At 67.5% G+C, this 19,009-nt stretch carries 18 protein-coding genes; 10 read left to right on the top strand and 8 right to left on the bottom strand.

All coding sequences use genetic code 11. The features are described 5' to 3' along the window. Position 1: 1 nt before the first annotated feature. Positions 2-724 carry a GNAT family N-acetyltransferase gene (locus tag AC2D9V_RS08910; protein WP_484713715.1) on the top strand — a complete coding sequence of 241 codons (723 nt, stop codon included), beginning with the start codon at positions 2-4 and terminating at the stop codon, positions 722-724. Positions 725-797: 73 nt separating this feature from the next. Then, complete coding sequence (locus tag AC2D9V_RS08915; RefSeq protein WP_484713716.1) at positions 798-2,189, top strand: sulfatase-like hydrolase/transferase; 1,392 nt, start codon at positions 798-800, stop codon at positions 2,187-2,189. A gap of 24 nt (positions 2,190-2,213) precedes the next feature. Here the strand turns inward: AC2D9V_RS08915 and AC2D9V_RS08920 are convergent, their stop codons facing one another. Beyond that, complete coding sequence (locus tag AC2D9V_RS08920) at positions 2,214-2,888, bottom strand: response regulator (protein WP_484713717.1); 675 nt, start codon at positions 2,886-2,888, stop codon at positions 2,214-2,216. 144 nt (positions 2,889-3,032) lie between these two features. Here AC2D9V_RS08920 and mce point away from each other — a divergent pair, with 144 nt between their 5' ends. Together mce and AC2D9V_RS08930 are read left to right on the top strand one after the other, a co-directional pair. Next, the gene (gene mce, locus AC2D9V_RS08925; RefSeq protein ID WP_484713718.1) at positions 3,033-3,437 is read left to right on the top strand and encodes a methylmalonyl-CoA epimerase; all 405 of its coding nucleotides are present in this window, start codon (positions 3,033-3,035) and stop codon (positions 3,435-3,437) included. Beyond that, positions 3,434-3,703, top strand: coding sequence for a DUF1467 family protein (locus tag AC2D9V_RS08930; RefSeq protein ID WP_484713719.1), 270 nt, complete (start codon positions 3,434-3,436; stop codon positions 3,701-3,703). The genes mce and AC2D9V_RS08930 overlap by 4 nt, the downstream gene beginning before the upstream one ends. 2 nt (positions 3,704-3,705) lie before the next feature. Here the strand turns inward: AC2D9V_RS08930 and AC2D9V_RS08935 are convergent, their stop codons facing one another. After that, positions 3,706-4,395: an EI24 domain-containing protein gene (locus AC2D9V_RS08935; protein ID WP_484714475.1), complete on the bottom strand. Its 690-nt coding sequence runs from the start codon at positions 4,393-4,395 to the stop codon at positions 3,706-3,708. Then, on the bottom strand, positions 4,395-4,973 hold the full coding sequence (locus tag AC2D9V_RS08940) for a nitroreductase family protein (protein ID WP_484713720.1): 579 nt from the start codon (positions 4,971-4,973) through the stop codon (positions 4,395-4,397). The genes AC2D9V_RS08935 and AC2D9V_RS08940 overlap by 1 nt, the downstream gene beginning before the upstream one ends. 152 nt (positions 4,974-5,125) lie before the next feature. Between AC2D9V_RS08940 and AC2D9V_RS08945 the strand changes: the two genes are divergently transcribed. Next, positions 5,126-5,968 (top strand): DNA/RNA non-specific endonuclease, encoded by an 843-nt coding sequence (locus AC2D9V_RS08945; protein ID WP_484713721.1) that lies wholly within the window; start codon positions 5,126-5,128, stop codon positions 5,966-5,968. Between the two features lie 24 nt (positions 5,969-5,992). On the opposite strand, the gene AC2D9V_RS08950 is transcribed toward AC2D9V_RS08945, so the two are convergent. Next, complete coding sequence (locus AC2D9V_RS08950; protein ID WP_484713722.1) at positions 5,993-7,096, bottom strand: class II histone deacetylase; 1,104 nt, start codon at positions 7,094-7,096, stop codon at positions 5,993-5,995. Positions 7,097-7,308: 212 nt separating this feature from the next. On the opposite strand from AC2D9V_RS08950, the gene AC2D9V_RS08955 reads away from it, so the two are divergent. Continuing rightward, on the top strand, positions 7,309-8,496 hold the full coding sequence (locus AC2D9V_RS08955; RefSeq protein WP_484713723.1) for an MFS transporter: 1,188 nt from the start codon (positions 7,309-7,311) through the stop codon (positions 8,494-8,496). Positions 8,497-8,678: 182 nt separating this feature from the next. Here the strand turns inward: AC2D9V_RS08955 and argF are convergent, their stop codons facing one another. Both argF and AC2D9V_RS08965 read right to left on the bottom strand, forming a co-directional pair. Next, complete coding sequence (gene argF / locus AC2D9V_RS08960) at positions 8,679-9,605, bottom strand: ornithine carbamoyltransferase (protein ID WP_484713724.1); 927 nt, start codon at positions 9,603-9,605, stop codon at positions 8,679-8,681. A gap of 78 nt (positions 9,606-9,683) precedes the next feature. Further along, positions 9,684-10,862, bottom strand: a complete 1,179-nt coding sequence (locus AC2D9V_RS08965; RefSeq protein ID WP_484713725.1) for an acetylornithine transaminase — start codon at positions 10,860-10,862, stop codon at positions 9,684-9,686. A gap of 369 nt (positions 10,863-11,231) precedes the next feature. On the opposite strand from AC2D9V_RS08965, the gene AC2D9V_RS08970 reads away from it, so the two are divergent. Next, positions 11,232-12,248: a Hint domain-containing protein gene (locus AC2D9V_RS08970; RefSeq protein ID WP_484713726.1), complete on the top strand. Its 1,017-nt coding sequence runs from the start codon at positions 11,232-11,234 to the stop codon at positions 12,246-12,248. Here AC2D9V_RS08970 and AC2D9V_RS08975 read toward each other — a convergent pair. Further along, positions 12,245-13,393, bottom strand: a complete 1,149-nt coding sequence (locus AC2D9V_RS08975; protein WP_484713727.1) for a serine hydrolase domain-containing protein — start codon at positions 13,391-13,393, stop codon at positions 12,245-12,247. The two genes, AC2D9V_RS08970 and AC2D9V_RS08975, sit on opposite strands and share 4 nt — an antisense overlap. A 90-nt stretch (positions 13,394-13,483) precedes the next feature. On the opposite strand from AC2D9V_RS08975, the gene AC2D9V_RS08980 reads away from it, so the two are divergent. The 3 genes from AC2D9V_RS08980 to AC2D9V_RS08990 all read left to right on the top strand — a co-directional run bounded on the left by AC2D9V_RS08980 (position 13,484) and on the right by AC2D9V_RS08990 (position 16,952). Beyond that, positions 13,484-13,945 (top strand): GNAT family N-acetyltransferase, encoded by a 462-nt coding sequence (locus tag AC2D9V_RS08980; RefSeq protein WP_484713728.1) that lies wholly within the window; start codon positions 13,484-13,486, stop codon positions 13,943-13,945. Positions 13,946-14,042: 97 nt separating this feature from the next. Next, positions 14,043-14,645: a GcrA family cell cycle regulator gene (locus AC2D9V_RS08985; RefSeq protein WP_484713729.1), complete on the top strand. Its 603-nt coding sequence runs from the start codon at positions 14,043-14,045 to the stop codon at positions 14,643-14,645. Between the two features lie 114 nt (positions 14,646-14,759). Next, positions 14,760-16,952, top strand: coding sequence for a spermidine synthase (locus AC2D9V_RS08990; RefSeq protein ID WP_484713730.1), 2,193 nt, complete (start codon positions 14,760-14,762; stop codon positions 16,950-16,952). A 9-nt stretch (positions 16,953-16,961) separates the two neighbouring features. Here the strand turns inward: AC2D9V_RS08990 and AC2D9V_RS08995 are convergent, their stop codons facing one another. Continuing rightward, the gene (locus tag AC2D9V_RS08995) at positions 16,962-18,959 is read right to left on the bottom strand and encodes an AsmA family protein (RefSeq protein ID WP_484713731.1); all 1,998 of its coding nucleotides are present in this window, start codon (positions 18,957-18,959) and stop codon (positions 16,962-16,964) included. Between the last annotated feature and the right edge of the window lie 50 nt (positions 18,960-19,009).

Here is a 19,009-nt window from a genome sequence, read left to right on the forward strand (position 1 = left end):
GATGAGCGACGTTAGCCTGGGGAAGGCCCTGCCAGGATGGACGCCGCCGCCGCGCCCCTCGCGGGACGTGCTGGCCGGACGCCTTGTGCGGTTGGAACCGCTGGAAGCCGACCGCCATGCCTTCGATCTCCATGCCGCTTTCACCGGGCATGACGCCTTGTGGGACTACATGCCCTACGGCCCCTTCGCCTCGGCCTCTGCCTATCACCGCTGGGCGCGTGAGCGTGAGGCGGGCGAGGACCCGCGCTTCTACGTCCTGCGCGATCAGGCGACCGGGCAGGTGGGCGGCATCGCCAGCTACCTGCGCATCGCGCCCGAGGCCGGGTCGATCGAGGTCGGGCACATCTGCATCGCCCCCCGGATGCAGCGCGGGGCCGCGATGACCGAGGCGATGTTCCTGATGATGGACTGGGCCTTCCGCGCGGGCTACCGGCGCTATGAATGGAAGTGCAACGCGCTAAACCTACCCTCGCGCCGGGCCGCTCAGCGGCTGGGGTTCAGCTATGAGGGCATCTTCCGCAATCACATGGTCATCAAGGGCCGCAACCGCGACTCGGCCTGGTTCTCGGTCATCTCGGACGAATGGCCAGCGCTGGCCGAAGCCTACCGGGTCTGGCTGGCGCCTGCGAACTTCGACGCCAAGGGACGCCAGCGGGAACGGCTGTCGGACCTGACGCGCCTTGTCCGTGCCGCCGACGATCCCGCGCTGAACGGGGCAGGCTGACCTTGGCGCCGGCCTTCGGTCCACCCCGCTGCAGCCCCACAGCCCCCTGTCCGGGCGGCCTTGCGTCCGAACGATGACCCGCAAGAACATCCTTCTCATCAGCTTTGACGACGCGGTCGCGCCCTGGCCCTACCGGACCGCCTTCGGCGCCCCGTTGCAGACGCCGAACTTGGACCGGCTTTGCGCCGTCTCCGCCGCCTTTCACAGCGCCTATGCCCAGGCGCCGGTCTGCGGACCGTCGCGGGCCAGCATGATGACGACGATGATGCCCCCGGAGCTTGGGATCCTCGACAACTCCACCTTCGTCTTCGACAAGGTTCCGCCAGAGACGGGGTTCAGCCACCAGCTGAAGGAAGCCGGGGTCTTCTGTTCGTCGGGCGGCAAGCTCCACCACCGCTACAAGCCGCTGATCCCGGTGCAGCACCGCGCGCTTTACTCGGACCGTCGCAAGGCCTTTGGCGATGACATGGGCATCCCCGAGGAACTGAAGCGCCGCTCGCGCAAGATGGGCGGCTTCCGCCGGGGGGTCGGGACGCCGGATGGCGAGTATGACGACCATTTCCACGACGCGAAGTCGGCGACCTCGGCGATCCGGTTCCTGGAAACCTACGACGGTGACCGTCCGTTCTACCGCGAAGTCGGGTTCTTCAGCCCGCATGTCCCGCATATCACCCCGATCCGGTTCAAGCGGATGTACAAGCCCGACAGGCTGCAGAAACCGGCGGACTGGACCGGCTACCTGACCGACAACGCCTATGCGACGACCGCCTTCCCCGAGTTTCAGAAGTTCCGCTCGGACGGGTTCTGGCAGCGGTCGGTGCGGAACTACTATTCCGCCTACAGCCACGGGGATCACCACCTTGGTCGGGTGCTCGACGCGCTTGCCGCCTCGCGCCATGCGGCGAATACCGTGGTGATCGTGGTGTCGGACCACGGCTTCCACCTTGGGAACCGCAACCTCTTCCGCAAGACGACGCTCTGGGAGCAGTCGCTGCATGTCCCCTTCATCATCTTCGATCCCACCGACCCGGTGGGCCGCGTGATCGACGACCCGGTCGGCCTGATCGATCTTGGCCCGACGGTCCTCGATTACGCCGGCGTCCAGCCTCCGGTTCGCCGGCACGGGCGGTCGCTGCGCCCCTACCTTTCCGGGGCGCATGACCCGGATCGGGTGATCCCGTCCTTCTACAAAGGCAACGCCTCGGTCCGCAAAGGGCGCTACCGGATCATCCGTTACGGCGACGGCAGCCACCAGCTGTTCGACTGTGTCGAGGATTACTGGCAGCTCCGCGATCTGGGGCCGTCGCACCCCGCCTTTGCCCCGATGCAAGACGCCCTGGCCACCGCCGCCGCAGACTGCGGGTTCGATCTTTCACGTATCGAAGGCCCGGCCGGACCTGAAGGGGACGAAACGGAGCAGGACGCAACGGACCCTGCAGAAAAGGACGCCGATCCGGACGAATAGGGCCGGTCTGTCGCCCCCCCTGCCTCACCCGACCGGAGAGATTGCCGACAGACGTGCAGTCAGAAGGGCGGACAATGCCGCGCGGCCCGCCTCCGACCCCGCCTCAAGTGCTGCCGCCTCAAGATCCCGGTCCCCGGCGGCGCGGGCGAGGCTGCGGACAAAGCCGGTCGCATAGTCCGTGTCCGGCCCAAGGACCAGCGCCGCCGCGAAGGCGAGGTCGTCGCGCAGGGCCAGGGGATCGGCCGGGGGTGCTGCGACTTCCTGCCCCGTGGGTTCGGGGCCGACGCCGGCCACCAGCTGGCGGATCAGCCGCAGGAAGGCAGCGACGGAAGGGATCGGCTTTTCGACAAAGGCGATCGCGCCGGCATCCATCGCCGCTGCGCGGCCATCGGGGTCGCCGCTGAGCGCGAGGACGGGCAGTCCGTCAGCCGCTGCAAGCGCGATCAGCGCCTCACCCCTGCCGTCGGGCAGGCCCAGATCGACGATCACCACGTCGGGGCGGTAGGCATCCAGGTGGCGTCGCGCCGTGGCAAGGGTTTCGGCGCGGCGCAGCCTTGCCCCGGTGCGCTGGAAGATCAGACGCAGCGCATCGCAGGTGACACGGCTGTCTTCGACCACAAGGACGGTGACGCCGCGCAGGGGCAGGGAAGGGGCGGCATTGGCTGCCGGAAAGCCGGGGCCGTCAGGAGGGAAGGGCATGGGGCGGTGATTCCTTCGGTCTGGCCCCAACCTTGCTACCGGCCCGGTAAATGGCAGGTAAATGATGCTGCGACGGCCTGACCCTTGCGCCCTGCGCGCAACGCCCGCATAAGCCTCTCCGACGCTCATCCGCGGGGGATTTCCATGATCGGTCGCCTGAACCACGTCGCCATCGCCGTGCCGGACCTCGAAGCGGCGGCCGCCCAATACCGCCACGCCCTTGGCGCCAGGGTCGGCGCGCCCCAGCCCGAACCCGACCACGGTGTCACCGTGATTTTCATCGAGCTGCCCAATACCAAGATCGAGCTTCTGCATCCCCTGGGCGAGGCCTCGCCCATCGCGGGGTTCCTGGAAAAGAACCCCTCCGGCGGCATTCATCACATCTGCTACGAGGTGGATGACATTCTGGCCGCGCGTGACCATCTGAAGGCGACGGGCGCGCGCGTCCTCGGCTCGGGCGAGCCGAAGATCGGGGCTCATGGCAAGCCGGTCCTGTTCCTTCACCCGAAGGATTTCAACGGCTGCCTTGTGGAACTGGAGCAGGCATGACCATCACCTCGGCCCTCGTCGTCTATTCCGTCACCTGGTTCCTGACCTTCCTGGTCGTGATCCAGCTGCGCACCGTTCCCCAGTCGGACCGGGGCGATGTCGTCCCCGGCACGCCCCCCGGCGCCCCGGCGGAAGAGGTTGTCGGGCGTCTCGCCAAGGTTGCGACGCTCTGGGCAACGCTGATCTGGGCGCTGATCTGCGGGGTGATCCTGTCGGGCTGGATCACCATCGCCGACATCGACGTGATGGGGCGGCTGGACGGCTGACCCTAGCGCGCCGCCGCAAGGCGGTGGAAGATGTGGGTGAAGGTCGCGACGCCTAGGACCGGCACCAGCAGGTTGACCAGCGGGATCGACAGCGGCGCCGCCATCAGTGTCCCGGCAAGCCAGAGCTTGCCCCTGTTTGCCCTGCGCAGGCGGACAACCTCGGCCTTCGGCAGACGGCGCTGCGCGACCATGGTGAAATACTCGCGCCCGAGGAGAAACCCGTTCACCGCCCAGAAGACCAGCGGCCCCGCCGGCCCGGCAAAGAGATAGACCACAAACGCCAGCGCGTTGACCGCGATGACCAGGCCGAAGAAGTTGGCCGACTGCACCATCGCCTCGCCCCAGCCCTGCTGCACAGCGGGCGCAAGGCCCGGATAATGGCGGTCCTCGACCGCATCGACGACATCTTCGAGGAACAGCCCGGTGAAGGCCGAGGCGACCGGCACCATCAGGAAGACCGACAGCCCGATCATCAGCGCGAGAGAGGCCCAGCCGAGCAGCGTCTCGACCCCAGTCACCGGTCCGACGAACGGCAGATCGAAGCTTTCCGGCGCCAGCCACCAGACCAGATGCAGGAACGCGGCATAGACCGCGCCCAGAAGCGCCAGCGCCAGAAGCGCGCCCAGAAACACCACCCGGCGAAAGCGCCGGTCGCCGAGCTGCCCAAGGGCGCGGAAGAACGCCCCGAAGATCACGCGTCCATCCAGCTGACGATGCGCGCGAGGTCGGGACGCGCACGGTCCGGTCCGTCCTCATGCGGGGTGGCGATATGGACGATCCCGGCCACCGTCTCATCCCCCTGACAGCCGAAGGCCCGGGCGGCGAAGACCGGGTCATGCGCGGCCCATCCCGTCAGCCAGCAGGCCCCCCAGCCCGCCGCCTCGGCCGCGTTGACGATCCCGAGGCACAGGGCCGCCGCCGACATCAGCTGCTCGACGCCCGGAATTTTCGGCGAGGGCTTCGGCGAGGCGATCACGACCACCGCAAGCTTGCCCGCGTCATACTGCCCGCGCCCCTTGGCGACCATCTCGGCATCGCCGCCAAGCTCGCGCGCCCGCGCCTCGGCAAGATCGGCCAGCCGCGCGAAAGCAGCTCCCTGCACCACGATCAGCCGCCAGGGTTCCAGCTTCCCATGATCCGGCACCCGCGTCGCGGCGGCAAGGATCTCCATCACCTGCGGCCGGTCCGGCACCGGATGGCTGAAAAGTTTCGCCGGGCGCGAGCGGCGGGCAGAAAGGAAGGCAAGGGCGGCATCGTTGCGGGCGGGCATGGGATCCTGATTTGGCGGACGTCGCGTGTGATCTGGCGAGGGCCACCATAGTGGCATCCCGCACCGCCCGCCAGTGCGGGTCGCCTGACAGCGCGCCCGGAAAATGCTAACCTCACCTCTGTTCATTTTCCCTTTTCAGCACGGAGTTTCGCATGTCCGACAATTCGACCCTGCTCCCCGCCTCGCTTCCCATCGCGCATTTCCTCGAGTTCTTCTGCCTTTTCGGTGCGCCCCTAAACGCGCCGACCAACCATTCCGTCAGCATCATCGTGAACCACGGCTACGCGCTCGGGTTCTGCCCCGACCGGGGGCAGGCGCTCTGGGCGGCCTACCAGGTGGCCGCGGCGGTACGCGACCTCGACTTCGAACGACCCGAGTTCTTCTACGACGATCCGCGCCTGCCTGATGACTGGAAGATCGGCACCGCAGGCTTTGCCCGGCTGAACGGGCAAAGCTACGACAAGGGCCATCTGGTGCCGAATTTCGCCATCAACACCCAGTTCGGGCGGGTGGCACAGTTCGAGACCTTCCTGATGTCGAACATCGTGCCGCAGGCCAGCCGGATGAACCGGAACATCTGGAAGAACCTCGAACACGGCATCGTCCGGGCCTATGCGCCGAAGCGCAAGCATGTCTGGGTGCTGACCGGCCCGGTCTTCGCCGCCGATCCGCCCGTCATCCGAAGGCGGAACGGCAAGCTGGTCCCGGTGCCCGAGGCCCTGTTCCTGATCGTCGCCGACCCGGAACGCTTTCCCTACGACGACCCGGACAACATCAACATCCTCGCGCTCATGGTGCCGCAGGACCACCCCTCGACAAAGCCAGAGACCGCGCCGCTCACCACCCTCCCGGAGATCGAGGCGCGGACCGGGCTGACCTTCTTCCCCAGGCTCTCGGCCCGCGACAAGGCGAAACTCGTCAACCAGACCAGCCCGATCGTCTGGCCTTTCGACGAGATGGCCCCGGCCGACGTCCCGCCAGCGCCGGAAGGTTAGGAAGGCCAGCGGGGACCGAGGCGGTCAGAGGCCAAGCGCCCCGGCCGCCTCGTCGATCCAGCCCTTCGCAAAGGCGTCGAACCGGGCATCGGGCTGGCGCTTCTCCAGCACCGGGGTCAAGGGGTCGGCGGCCTGCACCGGGGCGCCCGACAATTCCTCCAGCACCGCATGGCCGCAGAAGGGGACATAAACCTCGGAATACCCGCCCTCGTGGACAAGGACGAGCTTGCCGCCGCAGAGGGCAGCCGCCGCCTGCATGAGCTGCCGCGTCATCCGCCGGAAGCTTTCGGCGGTCAGGAGCATCCGGCCCAGGGGATCGACCGCCGCCGCGTCGAAACCGCAGGCGACGATGATGACTTCGGGGCGGAAGCGGTCCAGCGCGGGCAGGACCACCCGCTCCATCGCGTGCATATAAGCCACCTCGCCACAGCCGGGGGGGAGGGGGAGGTTGAGGTTGAAGCCAAGCCCTGCGCCCCCGCCCCGCGCCTCGACCCCGCCGGTGTCGAGGGGATAGTTCCGCTCCTGGTGGAGGCTGATCGTCAGGACCTCCGGGTCTTCCCAGAAGATCGCCTCGGTGCCGTTACCGTGGTGCACGTCCCAGTCGACCACGGCGACCCGGCGCGCCAGCCCTTCGGCCTGCACCGCCCGGATCGCAATGGCGATGTTGTTCATCAGGCAAAAGCCGTTCGGCCAGTCCGCCGTGCAATGATGCCCCGGCGGGCGCGAGAGGGCATAGGCATTCGCCATCTCACCCTTCAGGACCGCCCGCAGCGCCGCCGTCGCCAGCCCCGCCGATAGGGCCGCGATTTCGTATCCGCCCCGGCCAAACGGGGTGCGCAGCCCCAGTTCGCCCCCGCCCGCGTCCGACATCGCCTTGAAGGCCGAGAGGTAGCTTTCCGGATGAACCCGCCGCAGGTCCGCCTCGCTGGCCGCATCCGCCCCGCGCATCGACAGGTGGCGCGACAGGCGGGTCACTTCGATCAGGTTCCTCAGCCGCCGCTTCGTCTCGGGGTTCTCCGGCAGGCCAGCCGGCATCGGCTGCACTAGCCCGCCGACCGGCAGGGTAAAGGCATAGTTGCCGCCGCCATGCCAAAAGCAGCGCTCATCCGAATAGAAAGCGGTTGTCATCGGGCGGTCCTCCGGTCTTTTCCCGCAGGCTAGCCAGCCCCGGTGCCGAACGCCAGCTAAGGCCAGGAGTTTCTGGCAGTCTTCTTCGCGGCAAATCTGCCCTCGACACCAGGGAAGCCTTACAGGATTGAAACCCGATGTGACCCCTTTGCCCTTTCGCCCGCCTCCCCGCAGGCCTAATGAGAGCGCTAACGACATGAGGGATGACGGCAATGCAGGACAGTCAGGCAATTCGCGCTCGCTGGGCCGTGGCGGCGATGTTCATGGCAAACGGCTTTGTCATGGGCGCCTGGGCGCCGCAGATCCCGCTCCTCCTGCCCCGCCACGACATCACCGAAGGCACGCTTGGCCTGCTGATCCTTGTCCTCGGCCTTGGTGCTGTCGGCTCCATGCTCTTTGCCGGACGCCTGATCGCCCGCTTCGGTGGCCGGCTTGTGCTGTCGCTCTTCTCGCTCGCGCTGATCCCGGCCCTGCCTGCGGTGGTCTTTTCGCCCTCGATCCCGACGCTGGCTTTTTTCATGGCGGTTTTCGGCGCGATGGCGGGCTGCATGGACGTGGCGATGAATGCCCAGGCGGTCGAGGTCGAGCGGCGGCTCCACCGCGCGATCATGTCATCGTCCCACGGGTTCTGGAGCCTTGGCGGCTTCTTCGGCGGCTCGGTCGGCAGCTTCATCATCGCCCATCTGGGGTCCGAGGTGCAGTCGCTGATCACCGCCGGGGTGACAGCTGCGCTCGTCTTCGGCGCAATGCCGTTCCTTCTGCCGACCGTGCCCACAGCACCCTCGGCGGAAGCATCACCCCGCACGCACCTTTTGCCCCGCGACGCGGGCCTCTGGCTGCTGGGCTTCATGGCCTTCTTCTCGATGGTGCCGGAAGGGGCCGTGCTCGACTGGGCGGCGATCTACCTGCAGAAGGAACTCGGCTCGGATGTCTTCCGCTCCGGCCTCGCCTTCGCCTTCTTCGCCGGGGCCATGGCGGTGATGCGCTTTGCCGGCGACGGAGTGCGGAACCGGTTTGGCGCGGTCCGGACCCTTCGCGTCTCGGGCCTGATCGGGGCGGCAGGGCTGATGGGCGGGGCGCTTGCGCCCTATGACTGGGTGGCGATCGTCAGTTTCGCCATCGCCGGCCTTGGCGTGGCGAACATGGTGCCGATCATGTTCTCGGCCGCCGGGAACCGGCACGGCATCCCTTCGGCAGTCGCGATCTCGACCGTGACGATGGTGGGCTATTGCGGCATCCTCGTCGCCCCTGCCTCGATCGGCTGGGTGGCCGAGCATTTCGGCTTCCGCCCGACCTACGCTGGGCTCTCGCTCCTCCTCGTGGTGGTGGCGCTGCTGGCAGCCCGCGTCGCCGACGCCGACAACCTGCGCCGCGAGGGACCGGCGGCGCAGCCGGCCTGACCGGCAAAGAGTTAAGACCACGTTACCAGAAAACGGCAAGTAGCCGGAATCGTTGAGTTATCCGATTTTGACCACTGTGGTCACAGTCATGGCGCGCCCTGCGCGGAAATACTCGTCGTCGACTTCGTCGCTCCTCGCCGCCGACGAGAAGACGAAAGCGCACGAGGAGGGAAGTCCGAAGGTCAGACCCCGAGGCACCAGCGCATCACGGCCTTCTGGGCGTGGAGGCGGTTCTCGGCCTCGTCGAAGATCACCGAATGCGGGCCATCCATCACGGCGCTCGTCGCCTCGTCGTTCCGGTGGGCGGGCAGGCAGTGCATGAAAAGGCTGTCGGGTTTCGCCCGGCTCATCAGCGCCTCGTTCACCTGGTAGGGCCGCAGCTGGTTGTGCCGGCGTTCCTTGGCCGACTCCGGGTCGTGCATCGAAACCCAGGTGTCGGTGACCACGAGGTCGGCGCCTTCGACTGCAGTGAAGGGATCGCGCTGGATGGTGACTTTCGACCCCTTCTCGCGGGCGAAGGCGACGAACTTGTCTTCGGGGTCGAGCGTTTCCGGCCCGGTGAAGGTGAAGTCGAAGCCAAACTGCCCGGCGGCATGCAGGAAGCTCGCACAGACGTTGTTCCCGTCGCCGCACCAGACCACCTTGCGGCCCCGGATCGGGCCGCGGTGTTCCTCATAGGTCATCACGTCGGCCATGATCTGGCAGGGATGGGTGCGGTTTGTCAGGCCGTTGATCACTGGGACGGTCGCGTGTTCGGCCATCTCAAGGAGCGTCGCCTCCTCAAAGGTGCGGATCATGATCAGGTCGACATAGCGCGACAGGACGCGCGCAGTGTCGGCGATGGTCTCGCCGTGGCCGAGCTGCATTTCCTTGCCCGACAGCACCATCGTCTCGCCACCCATCTGGCGGACACCGACGTCGAACGACACGCGGGTGCGGGTCGAGGGTTTCTCGAAGATCAGCGCGACCATGTGCCCTTTCAGGGGCTGCTCGTCATCGGGCGACCCTTTCGGTCGCCCGTTCCTCGCGATCTTCATGGACTGGGCGCTGTCTATCATCGCCCGAAGGTCAGCGGGGGCGGTCTTGTGGATGTCGAGGAAGTGTTTCATTGCGTTTCGCTTCTTGAACCGTTGGCCGGGGGTTTCACACCCCCGGACCCCCGTGGGATATTTGGGGACGAAGAATGTTCAGGCGGCCTTTTCCAGATCGGCGGCGGCCTGATCGAGGCGAGTGAGCGCCTCGGCAAGGTCTTCGTCCGGGATGTTGAGCGCCGGCAGGAGGCGGAGGACATTGTCGGCGGCCGCCACAGTCAGGACGCCTGCCGCGTAGCCGGCCTTCACCACCTCGGTCGGGGCGGGCTTGCACTTCAGGCCCAGCATCAGCCCTTCGCCCCGGACGGCCTCGAAGACCGTGGGATGGCGGGCGACAAGGCTTTCAAGGCCTTGCCGGAACTTGGCCCCCTTGCGGGCGACTTCGGCCAGGAAGGCAGGGTCCGAGACGATCTCGGTCACCTTCGCGCCCACGGCGCAGCCGAGCGGGTTGCCGCCGTAGGTCGACCCGTGACTGCCCGCCGTCATGCCAAGCGCCGCGCGTTCGGTGGCGAGTACCGCGCCCAGCGGGAAGCCCCCGCCGATGCCTTTCGCGACCATCATGATGTCCGGCGTGACCCCGGCCCATTCATGCGCGAAAAGCCGGCCCGTGCGACCCATGCCGCATTGCACCTCGTCGAAGATCAGCAGCGTGCCGGTCGTATCGCAGAGGTCGCGGAGGCCCTTCAGGCACTGGTCCGGCACCACCCGGATGCCGCCTTCGCCCTGGATCGGCTCGATCATCACGGCGCAGGTCTTGTCGGTGATCGCGGCCCTGATTGCGTCGTGATCGGCCCATTTCAGATGGGTGAAGCCCGGCATCAGGGGGCCGTAGCCCTTGACCATCTTTTCCGATCCCGCCGCCGCGATCGCGCCGGTGGAGCGGCCATGGAAGGCGCCCTCGAAGGCGATGATCTCGGTGCGCTCGGGCTGGCCGTTCTCGTAATGGAACTTGCGCGCCATCTTGATCGCGAGCTCTGCCGCCTCGGTGCCCGAGTTGGTGAAGAAGACCGTGTCGGCGAAGGTGCGTTCCACCAAAAGATCGGCCAGCCGCTCCTGCTCGGGGATACGGTAGACGTTAGAGACGTGCCAGAGCTTGCCCGCCTGTTCGGTCAGGGTGGCCACCAGCGCGGGATGGGCATGGCCAAGCGCGTTGACCGCGATGCCCCCGCCCAGGTCGAGGTATCGCCGCCCGTCCTCGGCCAGAAGCCAACTGCCGGTGCCGCTGACGAAGGCAAGGGGCGCGCGGTTGTAGGTCGGAAGGACGGAAGGGATCATCGGGCTGGTCCTGGAAATGAAGGCCCATGGGTGCCAAAGGCGGGGCCCAGTGTCAACGCAAGGCAGGAGAGAAGGCAGGCCAAAGGGCCCGAGGCGCCTTATCGGCGTCGGGTCTGGGAAGTCGCGTGATGCGGTCCGGCTTGCATGGCGACAAACTGCAATGTCCGTGGCGGCTTTGCAAGGCCCGCTTTGCGCCGTCTTCATCAGGCGCCGTCAGGCCGCGACGGGCCGGGAACGGCGGCCTTCGCCAGGGCAGCGGTCGATTCCCCTTTGACAAGACTTCCCGAAAGCTGGCGGGTGTGGCAGAGGCGGTCTTCAGGGGACGGGCGGCGGGTGCATTCATCCGCCAGGGATCGCGCCGGGGCAGGGATGGCGACCTACAGGCTGGGCATCTATGGCTTTGACGCGCTGGTCGTGACCGGCGCGGCAGGGGACGGCGTCCCGCACCTGGTCGCAAGCCCCGAGGCACGGCTTCGGCTTGCCGCGCCCGTCCTGGCCCAGGTCGTCGTCACCGTTGAGGGCAACACCTTCCGCATCGCGTCCGGCAGCGGCATCGGGGTGGAGGGGCAGGCGGTCGATCTTGCCTTCCGCCTGGACCTGGAAGGCGAAGACGGCCACCAGCTGGCCTGCGAGGTCCTGCGGGTCGAGGGCGTGCCGGTCGGCCTGCTTGCCAACGCGCCCCTGCGCGAAGGCGTGACCTACCGGGTCACCCAGGTTGCCGCGACGGACCCGGCGGAAGACCCCGGCGCGCATCTTCGCAGCCTTGACACGCCGCTTGCCGTGGGCCCCGTGGCGGGATCGCGGCAGGTCGCGTTCTGCTTCACCTCCGGCACGCTGGTCGACACGCCCGATGGCCCCCGCCCAATTGATGACCTCAACTCCGGTGATCTGGTCACCACGCTCGGCAACGGCTCGCAGACCCTGCGCTGGATCGGGCACCGGCATGTCCCGGTGGCGGAGATGCTGTCGTTCCCCGACCTCCAGCCCGTGGAGTTCGCCGTGGGCACGATCGGCAACCTCCGCCCCCTGCGCGTGTCGCCGCAGCACCGGATGCTGCTGAACGACTGGCGCGCGCAGGTCTATTTCGCCGAGGATCAGGTGCTGATCCCGGCCAAGGCGATGATCAATGGCCGCACCATCCGCCAGGTCCTGCCTGCGGACGGCGTGACCTATGTCCATCTTCTCTTCGACCGGCACGAGATCATCGTGTCGGACGGCGCGCTTTCGGAAAGCTTCCACCCCGGCGAGAGCGGCCTTCAGGCCCTGGACGACGCGCAGCGCCGCGAAATCGACCGGCTTTTCCCGGGTCTTGACCTCGCCCGCCGCCGCGCGGCCTTTCCCATCCTCAAGCTGACCGAGGCCCGGGCGATCCGCCTGCCGGATTAGGCCGCGCCGCCTTCCGCACAGATCTCGGCCAGCATGGCGATGATCGGCGGGTAGTAGTCCGAGGCATAACCTTCGCGGTTCTGCAGGACCGAGAGGAAGCAGGCGACGCGCCCTGTCCGGGGGTTCGCGACCAGATACTGCCCGCCATAGCCGCCGTGGCCCAGCCAGGTGCCATCGGTATTCGTCTGGAAGGAATAGCGCAGATGGCTGCGCGGGGCGGGCATCGGGACGCCCCCGGTCAGTGTCTGCTGGAGGAAGGCCGGGGAGCCGAAGGGGCTGCCGTCAACCCCAAGCCCGCCCCGGGCGAAAAGCGCGCCATAGCGGCAAAGGTCGCGGGCGGTCAGGCAGATACCGCCGCTGAAGCTGGGGAACCCGGTCCGGTCGGTGGTCATGTGCAGGGCACCCTCGACCCCCGCGGCATCGGCGAGGTCGGCGAGCCAAAGGGTCAGCGCACGTCCGCCCCGTGCCTCGACCACGGCGGCAAGGACATCGGTATTGGCACTTTTGTAGAGGCAAAGCCCGGTCGCGTTCGCGGTGTCCTTGGCTCCCGCGGCAAGGCCGATCGTGGCGAGGAACGTCTTGTTGTCCTGCTCCGGTCCTTCGGGCAGCCGCCCGCCCGTTGCTGCTTCGTGCAGGAAGGCGGTGGTCTCGGGATTGCTGTAATCCTCGTCATAGGCGTTGCGGACGTTCATGTTGAGGACGTCGCGGAGGGTCGACCCGTGATAGCCCGGCCCGATCCAGGGCAGGATCTCGCCCACCGTCTCGTCCAGCCCAAGGCGCCCGTCCTCCCAGAGCCGCCCGATCATCAGGTTCACTGCCATCTTCGAGATCGACATGATCGAATGCGGCCGGTCGGGTCCGAAGTCGGGGGCATAGGCCTCATGGATCAGCCGGTTGCCCTCGGTCACCGCCATCGCCGAAAACCAGGGAAGCTGGGTCAACCGCCGCACGTCATCGCGCGCGGCGATGGAAAGGTCGGCCTCGAAGGCAAGGTCAAGCACCTGCGCCGCACGGAAGCTTTGGGCATAGCGGGCAATGCGGTGGAGGTTGTGAAACCCCTGCCGCCGGTTCGGGGCCGCGTTCCAGCGGGTCCAGCCGTCGGGTCCGACGGTAAGGTCCTGGTTCGGGTAGAGGGAAAGGGGCATTGGCGATCTCCTCGATCGCTGGCAGCATAGGGGGCCGGGCAGACGGCTGGCAAGCTGTGGCCCGGTCCTGTGACCCAAGGGAGGTGCCCGGTGCCGGACTGGACGATCCATCTTGCGCGGCCCGCTGATGCGGCCGACGTGCTGGCCGCCGATGTCTTTGACCATCCAGCGGACGCAGCCGCCACCGCACGTTTCCTTGGCCTGCTTGGTGCGGAAGACCCCCGCAACATCCTGTGTCTTGCGTGGATGGAGGGCCGTGTCGTCGGCTTTGCCAGCGGAACGGTCCTTGACCACCCCGACAAGCCGCGGAACCTTTTCGTGCAGGAACTCGGCGTGAACGAAGACGCCCGGCGCCGCGGGATTGCCCGGGCGCTGCTGGCAGCCCTCAGGGCCGAAGGACGCGCGCGCGGCTGCATGGTCACCTGGGTGCTGACCGAAGCGGACAACACCGCGGCGCGCGCTGCCTATGCCGCGACGGGCGGCGAGGAGACCACTGGGGTCGTGATGTACGAATGGGACGAGTCGCCCTCTGCATGCGCTCCGGACACCTGACCCGTCCGCGCCTGCGCTTGATCTTCTGCCCTATGGCTTGTATCCGGTGCCGTCGCGGCTAGAATGTCCGCACGAGGCCCCGAAAGCGGAGAAGAACATGTCCTGGACCGACGAGAGGGTCGAGACGCTCAAGCGCATGTGGGGAGAAGGCCAGTCGGCCAGCCAGATCGCCAAGGAACTCGGCGGGGTCACCCGCAACGCGGTGATCGGCAAGGTGCATCGCCTTGGCCTCTCCAACCGCGCCGGCGGCAAGGATGACGAGGACGAGTCTCCCGCTGCCGCGCCCCAGACCACGCATGCGGCACGGCCTGAACCCGCCGCCCGTCCCGATCCGGCCCCCCGGCCCGAGGCGGCGCGTCCCGCTGCCCCGGCGGCTGCCGCGGCCGCCCCGGCGTCGAACGTCACCCAGCTTCCCGTCCGCAAGCCGATCATCCCGGCCGGCCAGCCCCTGCCGCCCCAGCCCAGCCTGAACGAGATCAGCCCCGAAGCGCTGGCCTCGGTCCGCGAGGTGGAAAAGCGCGCGCGGAAGCTCACGCTCATGGAACTGACCGAACGGACCTGCAAGTGGCCGATCGGCGACCCGGCGACCGACGATTTCTGGTTCTGCGGCCTTCCGAGCCTGCCCGGCAAACCCTATTGTGAGGCCCATGTCGGCGTCGCGTTCCAGCCGATGAGCGCCCGACGCGACCGCCGCCGGTAAGCCGACAAGGCAGGGGCCTCTCGCCTTTGCCGGCCAAGCTTTTTCCAGAAATCGGCCTAGTTTCGCCGTTATCTCGGGCTTTGTTGCCAAGGCCGGGTCAATAACGGGGGAAACATGCAGGTTGCGCGCGTCGGCACGCTAAGCTCATCGTCGTCCCTCGTTCCGCTTTTCACGCTGACGATCCTGCTCAGCGCACTTCTGCTGTTCTTCGTTCAGCCGCTCTATACCCGCATGATCCTGCCGCAGATCGGCGGTGCGCCTGCCGTCTGGACCACGGCCATGCTCTTCTTCCAGGCGGTCCTGCTTCTGGGCTATGTCTATGCCCATGTCAGCAGCCGACATCTGGCGCCCCGGACCCAGCTTTTCCTGCATGTCGGCCTTCTGGCCCTGGCGCTTCTGTTCCTGCCGCTCGCCGTGCCGCAGGACTGGACCTACGACGCCGCGCGCCCGGTCGTGACGCAGACCCTGTGGCTTTATGTGCTGGGCGTCGGGCTGCCCTTTGCCGTCCTGTCGGCCAATGCCCCGCTGATCCAGTCCTGGTTCGGTCGGACCGGGGCCTCCGGTGCCTCGGACCCCTATTTCCTTTACGCTGCCAGCAACCTTGGGTCCTTCGTCGCGCTCCTGGGCTTTCCGCTGGTGGCCGAACCGCTTTTCGGGGTGTCGAAAATCTCGATCGGCTGGTCCATCGGTTTCCTCGTACTTGTCCCGCTCATCGCGCTTTGCGGACTGGCGGCAAGCCGCGGCGGGGCCGCAGAGGTCCGGATCACAGCAGAGACCGTGACAGACGGGCCCGTGTCGATCCTGACCCTGGCGCGCTGGGCCTTCCTGGCCTTCCTGCCGTCATCGCTGATGCTTTGCGTGACCACGAAGATCAGCACCGACATCGGGTCTTTCCCCCTGATCTGGGTCGTCCCGCTCGCGCTTTATCTTCTTACCTTCGTGCTTGTCTTCTCGACGAGCAGTCCGCTGACCGCCGACCGGCTGCGGCTTGTCTTTCCGCTGGCCCTCGCTGTCCTGATCTACTTCTGCACCTTCTCCGGCGAAACTCTGGCCGAGTTCTCTCTGCTTGTCGTCGCCTTCTTCGTCGCCAGCCTTCTGGCGCACCGGCTGCTTTACGATGCAAGGCCGGGAACGCGCCACCTGACGCTCTTCTATGTCACCATGTCGGTCGGCGGGGCTTTGGGCGGCCTTTTCAACTCGATCATTGCTCCGCTCGCCTTCGATCGCGTGGTCGAGCTTCCGATCACCGTGGGTCTGCTGGCCCTTCTTCTGATCCGTACCGGGGGAATGGCCCGGCCCGCTGTCCAGGTTGCCGTCGCGCTAGGGCTTGCGCTTGCAGCCATTGCAGTCCTCTCCGGCCTTCTGCCCGGGCTTGCCGACCTTTCCGTCAAGACGCGCCTGTTGCTGGCGCTGGCCTTCTTCATTCCCTGCGCGCTGGTGATGCGGCGTCACGGCATCGGTCCCGGAGCGCTCGCCCTCTCCCTGCTTCTTCCCGCTTTCCTCACCGGGGCGCAGAACCTGATCCTGACCGACCGAAGCTTCTTCGGCCTCCATGTCGTGCGGGACATCGACACGGTGCGCGCCTATATCAACGGGACGACCGTGCACGGCGGTCAGCGCCTGTCGGATTACGACACCCGCCCGCGGCCGATCTCCTACTATCACCCTGACGGGGCGCTGGCCGAAGTGCTGGTCGCGCGGCAGGATGACGGAGCCCGAAGCATCGGCATCGTCGGGCTGGGGATCGGGGCGATGGCCTGCTATGCCCGTCCGGGCGAGGACTGGCATTTCTACGAGATCGACCGCAAGGTCCTCGAGATCGCGCTGGACCCGAAGCTGTTTACCTACATGTCGGACTGCGCCCCGGACCCGCAGGTTCATCTCGGCGACGCGCGGATCGTTCTTGACCAGCAGGCCGCGCTTGGGTTCGACGTGCTGGTGATCGACGCCTACAGTTCCGACGCCGTGCCCGTGCATCTGACCACGCTTGAGGCGCTGCAGCTTTACCTCGACCGCATCAACCCAGGTGGTGTGGTCGTCTTCCACATCTCGAACCGGTACTACGACCTGTCGCTGCCGCTTGCCCGCGCCGCCGAAGATCTTGGCCTCGCAGCGCGCCATCGCAACCGGACCGCCGACGACGTGACCGACGCACCCTATGACGTGCCATCATCCGTGATGATCCTTGCCCGCAGCGAGGCGGACCTCGGCGCATTCGCCGAAGATCCGGACTGGATCACGCCGGTCGCACAGGACTTTCCGCTCTGGACCGACGATCACGCCAATCTTCTCTCGGCGCTGCGCTAGCGCGGGCGGTCAGTTCCCCCCAAGGATATCCTCCAGCGCCTTGATGGCCTCTTCCTCCAGCGCCTCTTCCAGACCGCGCTGGGCCGCGTCGCCCAGCGACTCCCCCGGGGCGACCTCGATCCCCAGTTCTTCCTGCAGGCGTTCCTCCAGTTCGGCCTTTGCGCGGGCCTCGGCCTCCTGCGCCTCGGCCTTCAGCCGTTCTTCCGCCGCCTTGGCCTCGGCTTCCATCTTCTCGCGCGCGATGCTTTCGAGATCCAGCCGGAAGGTCGGGTCCGCCCAGGGTCCGGTGATCTGCAATGGCACCATCACCCCGCCCGTCCCGTCCTCGGCGGCTAGGGCGGTGGGCCGGATGCGATAGTTCAGCGTGCGGTTCCCCAGCCCGATCTCGCCCGATCCTGCTGCGGTCAGATAGGGCGCCACCAGCTTCAGGTCGCTGTTCTGCATCACGCCACCGGCGACCGTGAAGGTGCCGGCCATCCCGTCGAAGATCGTCTTCTGCCCCTCGCCGACAAAGCCCGGGTCCAGCGTCCGCAGCATCCCCGCGATGTCGAGGCCACGGAGTTCACCCTGGCCCATTTCCACCGCGCCCTGGCCTTCAAGGCTGGTCATGATCTCGGCGATGGAATTGCCGACGCCCAGGAACTCCAGCTCCAGATCGCCCGTCGAAACCAGCCGGTCCCAGCCCACAAGGTCCCGCAGCAGGGTCTCGGTCTCCAGCCCCGCCAGCGCAAGCCTGCCGCCGACCGACAGCCCGCCGCGCCCGTTTACCACGAAATCCCCGCTGATCGCGCCGCCATAGGCCGCGACCTGCCGCAGGTCGATCACTGCCCGCGCACGGTCCACTGTGACCAGCGCCCGCGTATCGCCCAGCCGCAGGACCCCAAGATCGACCGAAGGCGTGGTCAGCGAAAGCTCGGCATCCATCGCCCCCAGCGCAGAGACGTCGATCACCTCGGTCGGCCAGCCGTCGGCCTCCATCCCACCGCCCGCCCCGCCACCGCTGCCCGTAGCGCCAAGGGTCAGGGGACCCGCCGTCAACTGGCCCAGAAGCTTCGGCCGCGCCTCGCCGGGCCGCAGGTCAAGGTCGCCGGTGATCCGGTTGGTATCGGCCACCAGTTCGGCATCGCGCAGGAAGGCCGAGCCGTTGCCGTCCAGCGTCAGCTGCCCCGACAGCGCCAGCCGATCGGCCCCAAGCCCCGGTCCGGGCTGCGGAAGCTGCAACCCCGCCAGCGCTCCAAGCGCCGGCAGATCGGCCAACTCGGCTGCAAGCGCACCTTCGACCGCAAGCGGGGAAAACCCGCCCCGCCCGTCGAAGTCGACCGTCGATCCGCCGGCCACCAGCCGTGCCGTCAGCGGCACCACCCGTCCCGCCGCAAAGGCGGAAAAGACCCCGCCCCGCAGGTCCAGTGTCACCGGCTGCCCCGCCGAAAGGCCCGTCGCCGTCAGCTGGAAGGGGCCCGAGAAGTCGGGCACCGACAGCGTCGCCTCCACTCCTTCCAGCGCGATCACCCGCCCCGAGGCCCCGTCGACAAAGCGGATATTGCCATCGCGGATCGTCCCTTCGTCCAGCGTGAAGGCCGTGGCCGGCGGCGGCACCGCAGCCTCCCCGGACTCTGTCGTCGCGCCGAAGACCCAGTTTCCGCGCCCGTCCGCTGCCCGTTCCAGGTTGATCTCTGGCGCCGTGGCGGAAAGGCCGGTGATCTTCACCTCGCCCCCGAACAGGGCCGCAAGGTTCACGTCGACCGACAGGCTTTCCGCGCGGAAGAGGGGGGCGTCACCCTCTGCCCAGTCGGCATTGGCGATGCTGACCGGCCCTGTGGACACCCCCAGCGTCGGCCAGAGCCGCGGCCTGACCTCGCCCTCAAGGGCCATCTTCCGGCCGGTCAGGCTTTCGAACTGCGCCGACACTGCCGCCGCCACCCGATCGGACGGCACCAGCGCCAGCAGCCCAAGCGCCAGCAGCACCAGAACAGCCAGCCCGAACCCGAAACGGATCACCCAGCGCATGCTCGCCTCCGGTTTTTTCTTGGTTTGGCGTCAGCCTACGCCCGTCGGCG

It is taken from the genome of Tabrizicola sp. T46, from assembly GCF_057219895.1.

Bases quoted from the DNA above. Each gene is read 5' to 3' on its own strand.
- AC2D9V_RS08915 (WP_484713716.1), top strand. From the start codon at position 798: ATGACCCGCAAGAACATCCTTCTCATCAGCTTTGACGACGCGGTCGCG.
- argF (WP_484713724.1), bottom strand. From the start codon at position 9,605: ATGAAACACTTCCTCGACATCCACAAGACCGCCCCCGCTGACCTTCGG.
- AC2D9V_RS08945 (WP_484713721.1), top strand. From the start codon at position 5,126: ATGTCCGACAATTCGACCCTGCTCCCCGCCTCGCTTCCCATCGCGCAT.
- AC2D9V_RS08975 (WP_484713727.1), bottom strand. From the start codon at position 13,393: ATGCCCCTTTCCCTCTACCCGAACCAGGACCTTACCGTCGGACCCGAC.
- AC2D9V_RS08990 (WP_484713730.1), top strand. From the start codon at position 14,760: ATGCAGGTTGCGCGCGTCGGCACGCTAAGCTCATCGTCGTCCCTCGTT.
- AC2D9V_RS08965 (WP_484713725.1), bottom strand. From the start codon at position 10,862: ATGATCCCTTCCGTCCTTCCGACCTACAACCGCGCGCCCCTTGCCTTC.
- AC2D9V_RS08940 (WP_484713720.1), bottom strand. From the start codon at position 4,973: ATGCCCGCCCGCAACGATGCCGCCCTTGCCTTCCTTTCTGCCCGCCGC.
- AC2D9V_RS08955 (WP_484713723.1), top strand. From the start codon at position 7,309: ATGCAGGACAGTCAGGCAATTCGCGCTCGCTGGGCCGTGGCGGCGATG.
- AC2D9V_RS08950 (WP_484713722.1), bottom strand. From the start codon at position 7,096: ATGACAACCGCTTTCTATTCGGATGAGCGCTGCTTTTGGCATGGCGGC.
- AC2D9V_RS08985 (WP_484713729.1), top strand. From the start codon at position 14,043: ATGTCCTGGACCGACGAGAGGGTCGAGACGCTCAAGCGCATGTGGGGA.
- AC2D9V_RS08970 (WP_484713726.1), top strand. From the start codon at position 11,232: ATGGCGACCTACAGGCTGGGCATCTATGGCTTTGACGCGCTGGTCGTG.
- AC2D9V_RS08930 (WP_484713719.1), top strand. From the start codon at position 3,434: ATGACCATCACCTCGGCCCTCGTCGTCTATTCCGTCACCTGGTTCCTG.
- AC2D9V_RS08910 (WP_484713715.1), top strand. From the start codon at position 2: ATGAGCGACGTTAGCCTGGGGAAGGCCCTGCCAGGATGGACGCCGCCG.
- AC2D9V_RS08920 (WP_484713717.1), bottom strand. From the start codon at position 2,888: ATGCCCTTCCCTCCTGACGGCCCCGGCTTTCCGGCAGCCAATGCCGCC.
- AC2D9V_RS08995 (WP_484713731.1), bottom strand. From the start codon at position 18,959: ATGCGCTGGGTGATCCGTTTCGGGTTCGGGCTGGCTGTTCTGGTGCTG.
- mce (WP_484713718.1), top strand. From the start codon at position 3,033: ATGATCGGTCGCCTGAACCACGTCGCCATCGCCGTGCCGGACCTCGAA.